The sequence below is a fragment of the Bacillus sp. FSL L8-0193 genome, assembly GCF_037976065.1.
GTDB classification, from domain to species: domain Bacteria; phylum Bacillota; class Bacilli; order Bacillales; family Bacillaceae; genus Bacillus; species Bacillus paralicheniformis.
The window spans coordinates 4257313-4270912 of record NZ_CP150261.1; the positions used below are offsets into that span (position 1 = coordinate 4257313).

The 13600-nt window shown below is 46.5% G+C and carries 8 protein-coding genes, 3 pseudogenes and 1 riboswitch; of the genes and pseudogenes, 7 read left to right on the plus strand and 4 right to left on the minus strand.

Annotated features, from left to right (window positions below):
• Positions 1–2 precede the first annotated feature (2 nt).
• The 5 genes from MHH76_RS21295 (at position 3) to ahpF (ending at position 8035) form a co-directional block, all read left to right on the plus strand.
• Positions 3–1349: a GntP family permease gene (locus MHH76_RS21295; RefSeq protein WP_023856844.1), complete on the plus strand. Its 1347-nt coding sequence runs from the start codon at positions 3–5 to the stop codon at positions 1347–1349.
• Between the two features lie 30 nt (positions 1350–1379).
• Entirely contained in the window at positions 1380–2783 is a 1404-nt protein-coding gene (gnd, locus tag MHH76_RS21300; protein WP_020453588.1) for a decarboxylating NADP(+)-dependent phosphogluconate dehydrogenase, read from the plus strand.
• 274 nt (positions 2784–3057) lie between these two features.
• Positions 3058–5661, plus strand: coding sequence for a bifunctional acetaldehyde-CoA/alcohol dehydrogenase (adhE, locus tag MHH76_RS21305; protein WP_020453589.1), 2604 nt, complete (start codon positions 3058–3060; stop codon positions 5659–5661).
• Positions 5662–5928: 267 nt separating this feature from the next.
• The gene (ahpC, locus tag MHH76_RS21310; protein ID WP_043054521.1) at positions 5929–6492 is read left to right on the plus strand and encodes an alkyl hydroperoxide reductase subunit C; all 564 of its coding nucleotides are present in this window, start codon (positions 5929–5931) and stop codon (positions 6490–6492) included.
• Positions 6493–6505: 13 nt separating this feature from the next.
• The gene (gene ahpF, locus MHH76_RS21315) at positions 6506–8035 is read left to right on the plus strand and encodes an alkyl hydroperoxide reductase subunit F (protein ID WP_020453591.1); all 1530 of its coding nucleotides are present in this window, start codon (positions 6506–6508) and stop codon (positions 8033–8035) included.
• Positions 8036–8083: 48 nt separating this feature from the next.
• On the opposite strand, the gene MHH76_RS21320 is transcribed toward ahpF, so the two are convergent.
• Together MHH76_RS21320 and MHH76_RS21325 are read right to left on the minus strand one after the other, a co-directional pair.
• Positions 8084–8206 carry a hypothetical protein gene (locus MHH76_RS21320; protein ID WP_257419524.1) on the minus strand — a complete coding sequence of 41 codons (123 nt, stop codon included), beginning with the start codon at positions 8204–8206 and terminating at the stop codon, positions 8084–8086.
• 127 nt (positions 8207–8333) lie between these two features.
• Entirely contained in the window at positions 8334–9686 is a 1353-nt protein-coding gene (locus MHH76_RS21325) for an amino acid permease (RefSeq protein WP_043054522.1), read from the minus strand.
• A gap of 147 nt (positions 9687–9833) precedes the next feature.
• A riboswitch (glycine riboswitch) is annotated at positions 9834–9913 on the minus strand.
• 466 nt (positions 9914–10379) lie between these two features.
• Between MHH76_RS21325 and fbp the strand changes: the two genes are divergently transcribed.
• Entirely contained in the window at positions 10380–12305 is a 1926-nt protein-coding gene (gene fbp, locus MHH76_RS21330) for a fructose-1,6-bisphosphatase (RefSeq protein WP_023856838.1), read from the plus strand.
• A gap of 109 nt (positions 12306–12414) precedes the next feature.
• Positions 12415–12861, plus strand: a pseudogene (locus tag MHH76_RS21335) (FAD-dependent oxidoreductase); the annotation flags it as partial.
• 27 nt (positions 12862–12888) lie between these two features.
• Here the strand turns inward: MHH76_RS21335 and MHH76_RS21340 are convergent.
• Positions 12889–13199: pseudogene (locus MHH76_RS21340) on the minus strand (ATP-binding protein); the annotation flags it as partial.
• Positions 13190–13330: pseudogene (locus MHH76_RS21345) on the minus strand (flavodoxin family protein); the annotation flags it as partial. The pseudogenes MHH76_RS21340 and MHH76_RS21345, both read right to left, overlap by 10 nt.
• Positions 13331–13600: the final 270 nt, after the last annotated feature.

The window sequence follows — 13600 nt, forward strand, 5'->3', positions numbered from 1 at the left end:
TCATGCCATTACTGATCGTAGCAATCGGGATTGTCGCATTATTGCTTTTGATTATGGGGTTAAAACTGAATACGTTTGTTTCCTTGATTATCGTATCGTTCGGGGTTGCATTGGCGCTTGGAATGCCGCTTGACGACATCGTCAAAACGATTGAAGAAGGCCTTGGCGGAACGCTCGGCCATATCGCATTGATCTTCGGGCTCGGCGCCATGCTGGGCAGGCTGATCGCGGATTCAGGGGGCGCTCAGCGCATTGCGATGACCCTCGTCAACAAATTCGGAGAGAAAAACATCCAATGGGCGGTCGTCATCGCCTCCTTTATCATCGGGGTAGCATTATTCTTCGAAGTCGGATTGGTATTATTGATTCCAATTGTATTCGCCATTTCAAGAGAATTGAAGATATCTATTTTATACCTTGGAATTCCAATGACGGCGGCCTTATCCGTCACACACGGCTTCCTGCCCCCGCATCCGGGACCGACGGCTATCGCGGGAGAGCTCGGCGCCAATATCGGGGAAGTGCTGCTCTACGGTATCATTGTTGCAATTCCAACCGTTCTTTTGGCCGGACCTTTATTTACGAAACTGGCGAAAAAAATCGTCCCGCAATCATTTGAGAAAATGGGCAGCATCGCTTCACTCGGTGAGCAGAAAACGTTCAAGCTTGAAGAGACGCCCGGCTTCGGCATCAGCGTCTTCACAGCTATGCTTCCGGTCATTATCATGTCTATTTCGACTGTTATTACGCTTATTCAAGAAACGATGGGCCTTGCAGACAACAGCCTGCTGGCAGCGGTTCGTTTAATCGGGAATGCCTCGACTTCGATGGTCATCTCCCTGTTGGTCGCGATCTATACGATGGGGATCGCCAGAAAGATCCCGATCAAACAAGTGATGGATTCCTGTTCAACCGCCATTACACAAATCGGAATGATGCTCTTGATCATCGGGGGCGGCGGCGCCTTCAAACAAGTCTTGATCAATGGCGGAGTAGGCGACTATGTAGCTGAATTATTCAAAGGAACAGCCATGTCGCCGATCTTGCTCGCCTGGGTCATCGCCGCAATTCTGCGCATCTCCTTAGGATCCGCGACAGTTGCTGCATTAAGCACAACCGGACTCGTTCTTCCGATGCTCGGACAAAGCGATGTCAATCTTGCGCTGGTTGTGCTTGCAACAGGGGCCGGAAGTGTAATCGCTTCCCATGTCAATGACGCAGGCTTCTGGATGTTCAAAGAGTATTTCGGACTAAGCATGAAAGAGACATTTGCCACCTGGACACTGCTTGAAACCATTATCGCGGTGGCCGGATTAGGATTTACTTTATTGTTAAGCCTATTTGTATAAAAAAGTCTTAAATGAAGGAGCAGGTATTACATGCGCAATACAATCGGTGTCATAGGTTTGGGAGTCATGGGGAGCAATATCGCCCTGAACATGGCAAGCAAAGGCGAACAAGTCGCCGTCTATAACTACACAAGGGATTTAACCGATCAACTCGTCCAAAAAACGGGAGGCCAAACAGTCAAGCCGTACTATGAACTTGAAGATTTCGTACAGTCTTTAGAAAAACCGAGAAAAATCTTTCTTATGGTCACAGCAGGCAAACCGGTTGATTCTGTTATCGACTCGCTCGTTCCTCTGCTTGAAGAAGGGGATGTCATCATGGACGGCGGCAACTCCCACTACGAAGATACGGAACGAAGATATGACAGTTTGAAAGCGAAAGGTATCGGCTACTTGGGAATCGGCATTTCCGGCGGCGAAGTCGGCGCTTTAAAAGGCCCATCCATTATGCCCGGCGGAGATCGGGACGTCTACGAAAAAGCAGCTCCGATTCTCACAAAAATCGCCGCCCAAGTAGAAGGAGATCCATGCTGTGTCTACATCGGTCCAAAAGGCGCGGGGCATTTTGTCAAAATGGTGCACAACGGCATCGAATACGCAGACATGCAGCTTATCGCTGAAGCGTATACATTTTTAAGAGAAAAGCTTCTTTTGCCGATAGATGAAATCGCTGACATTTTCGACACGTGGAATCAAGGAGAGCTGAAAAGCTATTTAATCGAAATCACGGCAGAGATCCTGAGGAAAAAGGATGAGCGAACGGGCGCTCCGCTCATCGACGTCATCCTCGACAAAACCGGCCAAAAAGGCACGGGCAAATGGACGAGCCTGCAGGCCATCGACAACGGCATTCCATCATCAATTATCACGGAATCCCTGTTTGCCCGTTACCTGTCATCATTAAAAGACGAACGGACAGCTGCCGAAAACGTATTGGCCGGGCCTGAAACAGAAGAACGGCCCCTGGATCAGAACGTGTGGATCGACCGCGTCAGACAGGCGTTATACATGGGGAAAGTCTGCGCCTATGCCCAAGGCTTCGCTCAATATAAAATGACGTCTGATCTGAACGGATGGCACCTGCCGTTAAAGGACATCGCCCTCATCTTCCGCGGCGGCTGCATCATCCGCGCACAATTTTTAAATCTCATCAGCGAAGCTTTCGACAAACAGCCGGACCTGTCCAACCTGCTGGTCGCACCTGACTTCGCTGAAAAACTAAAAGAATACCAGTCCGGCTTGCGAAAGGTCGTCTGCGAAGGCATCAGCTCAGGCATCTCATTCCCGTGCCTGAGCACCGCCCTCTCCTATTACGACGGCTACCGGACGGGCCGCTCAAACGCAAACCTACTGCAGGCGCAGCGCGATTATTTCGGCGCTCACACGTATGAGCGGACGGATATGGAAGGCGTGTTTCATACGGACTGGTATTAAAAGCTGCACCCCGGACCTCGGGGTGCATTCTTATTTTACTCAAGAATGAATTTCATACTTTGTTCAACATTTCACAAACTCATACTTCAAATTCGTGATATGATAAATTCAGCCACAGAAAAGGAGGACTGATACCAAAATAAACCAGATATCCGCTTCAGGGATAAAATTTTTTAACTCCACTTGTGAAATGTTTCACAAACAATGTCCGCATCATTCATCCCTGAACATCCTGTTGTAATCAAATTCCTATTCATTCACTGGAGGGTTTACAATGGCAATCGAAGAAAAGGAAATGAAACAAAAGCAAAATGCCTCAACCATGGTTGATCAGCTAGTCGAAAAAGGCCTAAAGGCATTGGAAGAATTCCGCAGCTTTGATCAGGAGCAGATTGATGAGATCGTCAAACAGATGGCGCTTGCCGGCCTTGATCAGCACATGCCTCTCGCCAAACTTGCCGTCGAAGAAACGAAGCGCGGCGTTTATGAAGATAAAATCATTAAAAACATGTTTGCCACAGAGTATGTCTACCATCATATCAAATACGATAAAACAGTGGGCATCATCAATGAAAACGAACACGACGGAGTCATTGAAATCGCGGAGCCTGTCGGTGTCATCGCCGGCGTGACGCCGGTGACCAACCCTACTTCCACTACAATGTTCAAGTCCCTGATAGCGATCAAAACAAGAAACCCTATCGTGTTTGCTTTCCATCCATCGGCCCAAAAATGCAGCCGCGAAGCGGCGAGAATCCTTCGGGACGCAGCCGTCAAAGCAGGAGCACCCGACAACTGTATCCAATGGATTGAAACGCCTTCGCTGAATGCAACTCAAGCCTTAATGACCCATCCGAACGTTTCCCTGATTCTCGCAACAGGGGGCGCCGGCATGGTGAAATCAGCGTACAGCTCCGGAAAACCGGCCCTTGGCGTCGGACCTGGAAACGTTCCGTGCTACATCGAGAAGTCTGCCAACCTGAAGCAAGCCGTCAATGATCTGATCTTATCCAAAACATTTGACAACGGCATGATTTGCGCATCAGAGCAGGCCGTCATCATAGACAAAGACATCTACTCAGACGTCAAAGTCGAAATGACAAGAAACAACTGCTATTTCTTAAATGAAACCGAAAAATCAAAGGTCGAGAAATTGGTCATCAATGAAAATACTTGCGCGGTAAACGCTGATATCGTCGGCATGCCGGCATTCAAAATCGCTGAAATGGCCGGTGTCAAAGTGCCTCAAGATACAAAAATCCTCATCGCCGAATTAGAAGGCGTAGGTCCGGATTACCCGCTTTCCAGGGAAAAACTGAGCCCTGTTTTAGCGTGCTACAAAGTCAGCGGAATTCAAGAGGGATTAAAACGCGCCGAAGACATGCTCGCGTTCGGTGGAACCGGCCACTCGGCGGTAATTCATACGAACGATCAAGAAGCCGTTAAAGAATTCGGATTACGGATGAAAGCCGGGCGGATCATCGTCAATGCACCGTCGTCACAAGGGGCGATCGGCGACATTTACAACGCCTATATGCCTTCTTTAACACTCGGATGCGGCACATATGGCGGAAACTCCGTCTCGTCAAACGTTGGAGCTGTTCATTTAATCAACACGAAAAAAGTGGCGAAAAGGAATGTCAATATGCAGTGGTTTAAAGTTCCTCCAAAAATCTATTTTGAAAAACACGCAACCCAATATTTAGCGAAAATGCCTGACATCTCAAAAGCGTTGATTGTGACTGATCCGGGGATGGTGAAACTCGGATATGTAGACCGCGTCCTACACTACTTAAGAAGGCGCCCGGATTACGTTCATTGTGAAATTTTTTCTGATGTCGAGCCTGATCCTTCAATCGAAACGGTGATGAACGGCGTCGACATGATGGCCAAATTCCAGCCGGATGTCATCATCGCCCTCGGCGGAGGTTCTGCAATGGATGCCGCAAAAGGAATGTGGTTGTTCTATGAGCACCCGGATGCTGAATTCTTTGGATTAAAGCAAAAATTCCTGGACATCCGCAAGCGCATTGTCAAATACCCGAAACTGGGCGAAAAAGCAAAATTCGTCGCGATCCCGACGACATCAGGCACAGGCTCTGAAGTCACTTCATTCTCTGTCATTACAGACAAAGAAACGAATACGAAGTATCCGCTGGCCGACTATGAATTAACGCCGGACGTCGCGATCATTGACCCGCAATTTGTCATGACCGTGCCGAAACATATTACGGCTGACACAGGAATGGACGTATTAACTCACGCAATTGAATCATACGTATCGTGCATGGCTAACGACTATACAGACGGCTTGGCCATGAAGGCCATCCAGCTGATCTTCGAATACCTGCCTAGAGCATACAAAAACGGCAGCGACGAGCTGGCCCGCGAAAAAGTGCATAATGCATCAACGATTGCCGGAATGGCGTTTTCCAATGCCTTCCTTGGCATCAACCACAGCTTAGCCCATAAGCTTGGCGCGGAGTTTCACATCGCTCATGGACGGGCAAACGCCATCCTTCTGCCGCACGTGATCCGCTATAATGCAGAAAAGCCGAAAAAGTTCACGGCATTTCCTAAATACAGCCACTTCATAGCCGATCAGCGCTACGCGGAGATTGCCAGAACGCTCGGCCTGCCTGCAAAAACAACTGCAGAAGGCGTTGAAAGCCTGATCCAGGAGATTATCTCGCTCGCCAAAGAGCTTAAAATTCCGATGAGCATTAAACAAAACGGCGTGGATGCTGCCGCATTCGAAAGCAAAGTGGATCTCATGGCCGAACGCGCCTTTGAAGATCAGTGTACGACAGCCAATCCGAAGCTGCCGCTCGTTTCGGAGCTTGCTGAGATTTACCGTTCCGCATATAAAGGAGTTTAGCCAAAGAAGCCGTCATTCCGACGGCTTTTCGTTTTCAATTAGGACTCTTCATTCTCACTACTCTACCATTTGTGCCAATCATACTATATGAAAGTTACGAAACTCCAACTCTTTTCTTTAGCTGAAATACTTAACAAAAAATTAACGGGCTTTCCCCTTGACAAAAAATATTTATTACTTGATAATTTGTATATAATTATAATAATTACAGAGAAATAAAGTTTACAATTTTTATTTCTCTTAAACTACATTCAGGAGGACGATATTATGTCTCTAATCGGAAAAGAAGTACAACCATTCGCAGCGAAAGCTTACAAAAACGGTGAGTTTATCGATGTTACACACGAAGATCTGAAAGGCCAATGGAGCATTTTCTGCTTCTATCCAGCAGATTTCTCATTTGTTTGCCCGACTGAGCTTGAAGACCTTCAAAACGAATATGCTGCCCTAAAAGAACTTGGTGTCGAAATATACTCTGTTTCTACAGACACTCACTTCGTACATAAAGGATGGCATGACAGCTCTGAGAAAATCGGCAAAATCACTTACGCGATGATCGGCGACCCGTCTCAAACGATCTCCCGCAACTTTGAAGTGCTGAACGAAGAAGAAGGTCTTGCTGACCGCGGAACATTCATCATCGATCCGGACGGTGTGATCCAAGCTGTTGAAATTAACGCAGGCGGTATCGGCCGTGATGCAAGCACCCTGATCAACAAAGTAAAAGCGGCTCAATACGTCCGCCAAAACCCAGGCGAAGTTTGCCCGGCTAAATGGGAAGAAGGTTCTGAAACACTGACACCAAGCCTTGACCTAGTAGGCAAAATCTAAGGAGTGCATTCAATTGGTACTTGAAGCAAATATCAAAGCACAATTAAACCAATACATGCAGATGATTGAAAATGACATCGTCCTTAAAGTCAGTACAGGCGATGACAGTGTCTCTAAGGATATGCTGGCTCTTGTAGAAGAGCTGGCTTCCATGTCATCAAAAATCACTGTTGAAAAGGCGCAGCTCGACAGAACGCCAAGCTTCAGCGTCAATCGTGCCGGAGAAGAAACAGGCGTCACATTCGCCGGAGTTCCGCTCGGTCACGAATTCACATCTTTGGTGCTGGCACTCTTGCAAGTAAGCGGCCGACCGCCGAAAGTCGATCAAAAAATCATCGATCAAATCAAGAACATCAGCGGCGAATACCGCTTCGAATCTTATATCAGCCTCACATGCCACAACTGCCCGGACGTTGTGCAGGCATTGAACATGATGAGCGTGCTCAACCCGAACATCACGCACACGATGATCGATGGTGCGGCATACAAGTCAGAAGTCGAAAGCAAAAACATTATGGCTGTGCCGACCGTATACTTGAACGGCGAATCCTTTGGAAGCGGCCGAATGACGCTTGAAGAAATTCTTGCGAAAATGGGCAGCGGCACAGATGCATCTGAGCTTTCTGATAAAGATCCGTTCGATGTACTCGTTGTCGGAGGCGGACCTGCCGGTGCAAGCGCAGCAATCTATGCGGCGCGCAAAGGCATCCGCACAGGAATCGTTGCCGAACGCTTCGGCGGCCAAGTCCTTGACACGATGAGCATCGAGAACTTCATCAGCGTGAAGCGCACCGAAGGGCCGAAGCTTGCGGCAAGCCTTGAAGAACACGTGAAGGATTACGAGATCGACGTCATGAACCTGCAACGCGCAAAAGGTCTCGAGAAAAAAGATCTTTTCCATCTTGAACTCGAAAACGGCGCTGTTCTGAAAAGCAAAACCGTCATTCTGTCAACTGGCGCACGCTGGCGCAATATCGGCGTACCTGGCGAACAAGAGTTCAAAAACAAAGGTGTCGCATACTGCCCTCACTGTGACGGACCGTTGTTTGAAGGCAAAGACGTCGCCGTCATCGGCGGCGGAAACTCCGGTATCGAAGCAGCGATTGACCTTGCAGGTATCGTCAACCACGTGACTGTTCTTGAGTTCGCACCGGAGCTGAAAGCAGACGAAGTTCTGCAAAAACGTCTCTACAGTCTCCCTAACGTGACTGTCGTGAAAAACGCCCAAACAAAAGAAATCACGGGTGATGAAAACGTAAACGGCATCACTTACGTTGACCGTGAAACAGGAGAAGAAAAACACGTCGAGCTCCAAGGCGTCTTCGTCCAAATCGGTCTTGTGCCGAACACGGAATGGCTCCCTGAAACCGTCGAACGCAACCGCATCGGCGAAATCGCAGTCGACAAACGCGGCGAAACAACCATCCCTGGCCTATTCGCTGCCGGCGACTGCACAGACGGACCATATAACCAAATCATTATTTCAATGGGATCGGGGGCAAATGCCGCATTAGGGGCGTTTGATTATTTGATCCGGAACTAACACGAAAGGCGCTATGCTGCTTAAACGGCAGTATGGCGCTTTTTTATGTTATAACCCATATAAATAGGACTTCACATCATGGCCGACAAACGCTTTCCATATGATCAAATTGTACGGATAGGACCAAGCGGGATATTGCGATTGTCCATTCATGTATGAATTGTATTCCATGACTCCATTCCTCTCGTTCTCATGTCTACATTAAATATAAACCTATAAAAGGAAACGGTTAATCAAAAATAAAGACGGCATACTGCATGCAGTACACCGTCTTTTTCAAGAGATTTAATTTGACTCATCATGTTCTTTTTGTCCTGTTTTTTTTCATCCAAAATAAAATAAACAATACAATAAACCATAGAGGAGTCAGCAGCAAGGCCGGGCGAGTCGCATCCGCATACAGCATAATCATGAGAATGACCGCAAACATCGCCAGGACAACATAATTGATAAACGGCGCGAATGGCGCTTTGAATGTTGATGCTGCGTGTAAGTGCGGACGGGTTTTCCTGTATCTAATATGGCTGACAAGAATCACACCCCACACCCATATGAAACAAATCGCGCTGATGGTTGTCACGATCCCAAAGGCTTGTTCCGGTATCAGTTTGCTTAATAGCGCTCCTGCTGACAGGACAATGGTTGATACCCATAACGCGTGACTCGGCACATGGTTTTTATTCAGCTTCGCAAAATTGGCCGGGCCCTGTTTCGTTTTACTTAAATTGTACAGAATCCGGCTTGTTGAAAACATCCCGCTGTTACAAGCAGACGCGGCTGACGTTAATACAACAAAATTAATGATTCCCGCGGCAAGCGGGATGCCGACTAAGCTGAAGGTTTTCACAAAAGGACTTTCCGCTGCATTCAGTTCCATCCAAGGGTTAATACATAATAAGACGATAAGCGCGCCGACGTAGAAAAATAAAATCCGTAAAGGAATTTTATTAATAGCCGATGGAATATTTTTTTTCGGGTTCGACGTTTCCGCCGCCGATACACCTACTAATTCCACACCGACATATGCAAAGATCACCATTTGGAAAGAAAGCAAAAAGCCTGAAAATCCGTTTGGAAACAAACCGCCATGCTCCCAAAGGTTGGTAACCGAAACCGTTCCTGTATGCGTCTTAAACCCGATCACCAGCAAAATAACACCGATGACAATTAACGCAAGAATCGTGATCACCTTTATTAAAGCGAACCAAAATTCCAATTCTCCAAAAAGCTTGACAGTCAACAGATTGAGCCCTAATAAAATGAGTAAACAGATAAGTGCAGGGACCCACTGCGGAATATCAAACCAATATTTCACATAGACACCGACGGCAATCACATCCGCCATAGCCGTCATAATCCAGCAAAACCAATAGGTCCACCCGGTGACAAACGCCGCACGCGGCCCCAGATACTCCTCGGCAATATCGGTTAACGATTGATAACCCGCTTTAGATAACAGCAATTCTCCCAGCGCCCGCATCACGAAAAAAAGCGCAATACCTACAATGAAATACGCAAAGATGATAGAAGGACCCGCCAATTGAATCGCCTTACCGGAGCCTAAAAACAACCCGGTGCCAATCGTCCCGCCAATAGCGATAAGCTGTACGTGCCGATTGGATAAGTCCCTCTTTAATTCCCGCTGTTCCACATCAAACTCCTCCTTACCTCTCTAGTGAACGACGAGCAGTAAAAAAGCCCATAAAAAAAGAGATTGGATGTCCTCCAATCTCGCGGTCATAAGAATATCAAAATATATTTGTGCCGCTGACAATCATCAGCACGACAAATACATATTCGGTACTCTTCTGTCCTTTTGCCTGAGATTGTGAACCCTTCGGCGCCGCAGAATTCCGCGGTCTCTCCAGAAGCTGCTCCTGCTGTAGTTCGACCCACAGCAATCATAGCTTGCATGTATTGAGTTTTTCGATAGAGATGATTACTATCGGATAACTTTTAATTTTAATAGAGGTTGAGTGATTTGTCAATGGTTCTATTTATAGTTAACGCTAGTATTCTTAAACTCACCTATACTAGCGATAATATATTCCTCTCATTTCTGAAAACGAGACAATGCTGGGATAGAAAGAAATCAATTCCATGAAAGTGACCAAGCCAAAGCCGGGTTACTCTGAAATGCGGTGTCCGATTAATGTTAAAGAAGCTTTCTCTCCGCTCTCTCAGCGCCTCTTTCCCTCGTTTTGATTGTCTCAAAAAGGAGTTATGCGGTACTATCATATAAAGGTCAATTATTTAAAAATAATGTCATACTTTTAAAATCACCTTATCATGCAAATGCTCGTACATAGGGGGAACTCCTATTCTAAAAAGGGGATGGACGATTTTGGAAACCAAATATTTAGATTTACTCGCACAAAAATACGATTGTGAAGCAAAAGTGGTAACGGAAATCATTAATTTGAAAGCGATACTGAACCTGCCGAAAGGCACCGAGCATTTTGTCAGTGATTTGCACGGGGAATACCAGGCATTCCAGCACGTGCTGCGGAATGGTTCAGGAAGAGTAAAAGAGAAGATACGCGATATTTTCAGCGGTGTCATTTATGATAGAGAAATTGATGAATTAGCAGCATTAGTGTATTATCCGGAAGACAAACTGAAGTTAATAAAACATAATTACGATACGAAAGCATCGTTAAACGATTGGTATAAAGAAACGATTAATCGAATGATTAAGCTTGTATCTTATTGCTCTTCCAAGTATACCCGCTCCAAATTACGCAAAGCACTGCCCTCTCAGTTTGCTTATATTACGGAGGAGCTGCTGTATAAAACAGAAGAAGCTGCCAACAAAGAACAGTATTACTCCAAAATCGTAGATCAGATCATTGCGCTTGGCCAAGCTGATAAGCTGATCACCGGTCTTGCATATAGCACGCAGCGATTGGTTGTGGACCATCTGCATGTTGTCGGCGATATTTACGACCGCGGACCGCAGCCGGATCAGATTATGGAAGAACTAATCAACTATCATTCAGTCGATATTCAGTGGGGAAATCACGATGTCCTTTGGATAGGCGCTTATTCAGGCTCTAAAGTATGCCTGGCAAATATTATCCGCATCTGTGCCCGCTATGACAACTTGGATATTATTGAAGACGTGTACGGCATCAATCTGAGACCGCTCTTGAACCTTGCCGAAAAATATTACGATGATAACCCATCTTTCCGTCCGAAAGCAGACGAAAACAGACCGGAAGATGAGATTAAGCAAATCACAAAAATTCATCAAGCGATTGCGATGATCCAATTCAAGCTTGAAAGCCCGATTATCAAGAGACGGCCGAACTTTAATATGGAAGAGCGGCTGTTATTAGAGAAAATAGATTACGACAAAAACGAAATCACGCTGCACGGAAAAACATATCAGCTGGAAAACACCTGCTTTGCGACAGTGAATCCGGAGCAGCCAGATCAGCTATTAGAAGAAGAAGCAGAAGTCATAGACAAGCTGCTATTCTCTGTCCAGCATTCCGAAAAGCTGGGCCGCCATATGAATTTTATGATGAAAAAAGGCAGCCTTTATTTAAAATATAACGGCAACCTGTTGATTCACGGCTGTATTCCAGTTGATGAAAACGGCAATATGGAAACGATGATGATTGAGGATAAACCGTATGCGGGCCGTGAGCTGCTTGATGTATTTGAACGATTCTTGCGGGAAGCGTTTGCCCACCCGGAAGAAACCGATGATCTGGCGACAGATATGGTCTGGTATTTATGGACAGGCGAGCACTCCTCCCTTTTTGGAAAACGCGCTATGACGACCTTTGAGCGGTATTTCATTAAAGAGAAGGAAACACATAAAGAGAAGAAAAACCCGTATTACTATTTGCGTGAAGACGAGGCAACCTGCCGAAACATCCTGAAAGAATTCGGCCTCAACCCGGATCATGGCCATATCATCAACGGCCATACACCGGTAAAAGAAATCGAAGGAGAAGATCCGATCAAAGCAAACGGAAAAATGATCGTCATCGACGGCGGCTTCTCCAAAGCCTACCAATCGACAACAGGTATCGCCGGCTACACGCTGTTATACAACTCCTACGGCATGCAGCTCGTCGCCCATAAACACTTTAATTCCAAGGCGGAAGTGCTGAGCACCGGAACTGATGTCTTAACGGTGAAGCGATTAGTGGATAAAGAGCTTGAGCGGAAGAAAGTAAAGGAAACGAATGTTGGTGAGGAACTCTTGAAGGAAGTAGCTATTTTGGAGAGATTGCGGGAGTATCGGTATATGAAGTGAGGAAATGTGGAGTTCAGGGATCATTCTCTGGGCTCTTTTTTACGGTTTTCCACTTCGTACAGCAAATTGCTAACAAGGTCTGGTTTTCTGCTCGTTCATAGATAAGTAAGCGGCAATTGATCTCGCAGGCATCGTCAACCATGTCACTGTTCTTGAGTTCGCACCGGAGCTGAAAGCAGAGGAAGTCCTGCAAAAACGCCTCTACAGCCTGTCAAACGCGACTGTAGTGAAACATGTACAAACGAAAGAAATTACAGGTGACCTAAACGTAAACGGCATCACTTACATGGATCGTGAAACAGGCGAAGAACAACACGTTGAACTCCAAGCTGTCTTCGTCAAAATCGGTCTCGTGCCAAACACAGAGTGGTTAGACGGATCAGTCGAGTGCAACCGCATCGGCGAAATCGCAGTCGATAAAGGCGGCCAAACAAGCACCCCCGGCTTATTCGCGGCCGGCGACTGCACAGACGGCCCGTACAACCAAATCATTATTTCGATGGGATCGGGGGCAAATACCGCATTAGGGGCGTTTGATTACCTGATTCGCAACTAATCTATCAAAAAAGCTATTGCTGAGTTTTCAGCATAGCTTTTCTCTTTCCAAGGGAAGCCATCCTTCCAGCAGCGCGCCTCCTTCAGGATCATTTCCCGCCGTCAGATCGCCTCCGTGCCGTCTCATGATCCTTTGTGAAATCGTCAACCCCACTCCGGCTCCTCCGGTCGACCGGCTTCTTGATGCTTCCCCGCGATACAAGGGCTCAAATACACGGCGAAGCTCCTCCGGGGAGAGTCCCTGCCAAGTATCTCGAACCGTGAAGATGACGTTGTCACGATCCTTATCAACTGAACAACAATCTCGCCAGCGCCGGGTATATGTCTAACCGCATTTTCTTGATTCCTATAAAGTGAAACACCGCTCTTTTCATCAACACTTTGTGACTGTTATTCAACAGAAACAAAGGGTACTTCTCAGGGCCTTTCATAGTCGAAATACAGACGACCGACTTTCCTTTCAAAAGCCCTCCTTGTATAATGATTTTGACCTGACGTCGCACTTAGAAAAAATGAGTATCAATTCTATTTTTTCATTCAATACCCCACTGTTGGATCAACGGTCAATCCATTAACATCCCAAATTATTTTCTACAAATAAACAAGGATTTCCCCGCCAAGTTTCGGCCAATATTCAATTAGCTTCATCTCTCTTAACCCGCTATAAAAGGTTGAATATCATCCTGTTGATTCATCACCGTTCACTCCCAAACATCATTCGTAATTGATTATCAATGATA

Coding starts and splice junctions, on each gene's coding strand:
- adhE (WP_020453589.1), top strand. CDS start 3,058: ATGGCAATCGAAGAAAAGGAAATGAAACAAAAGCAAAATGCCTCAACC.
- ahpC (WP_043054521.1), top strand. CDS start 5,929: ATGTCTCTAATCGGAAAAGAAGTACAACCATTCGCAGCGAAAGCTTAC.
- MHH76_RS21295 (WP_023856844.1), top strand. CDS start 3: ATGCCATTACTGATCGTAGCAATCGGGATTGTCGCATTATTGCTTTTG.
- gnd (WP_020453588.1), top strand. CDS start 1,380: ATGCGCAATACAATCGGTGTCATAGGTTTGGGAGTCATGGGGAGCAAT.
- MHH76_RS21320 (WP_257419524.1), bottom strand. CDS start 8,206: ATGGAATACAATTCATACATGAATGGACAATCGCAATATCCCGCTTGG.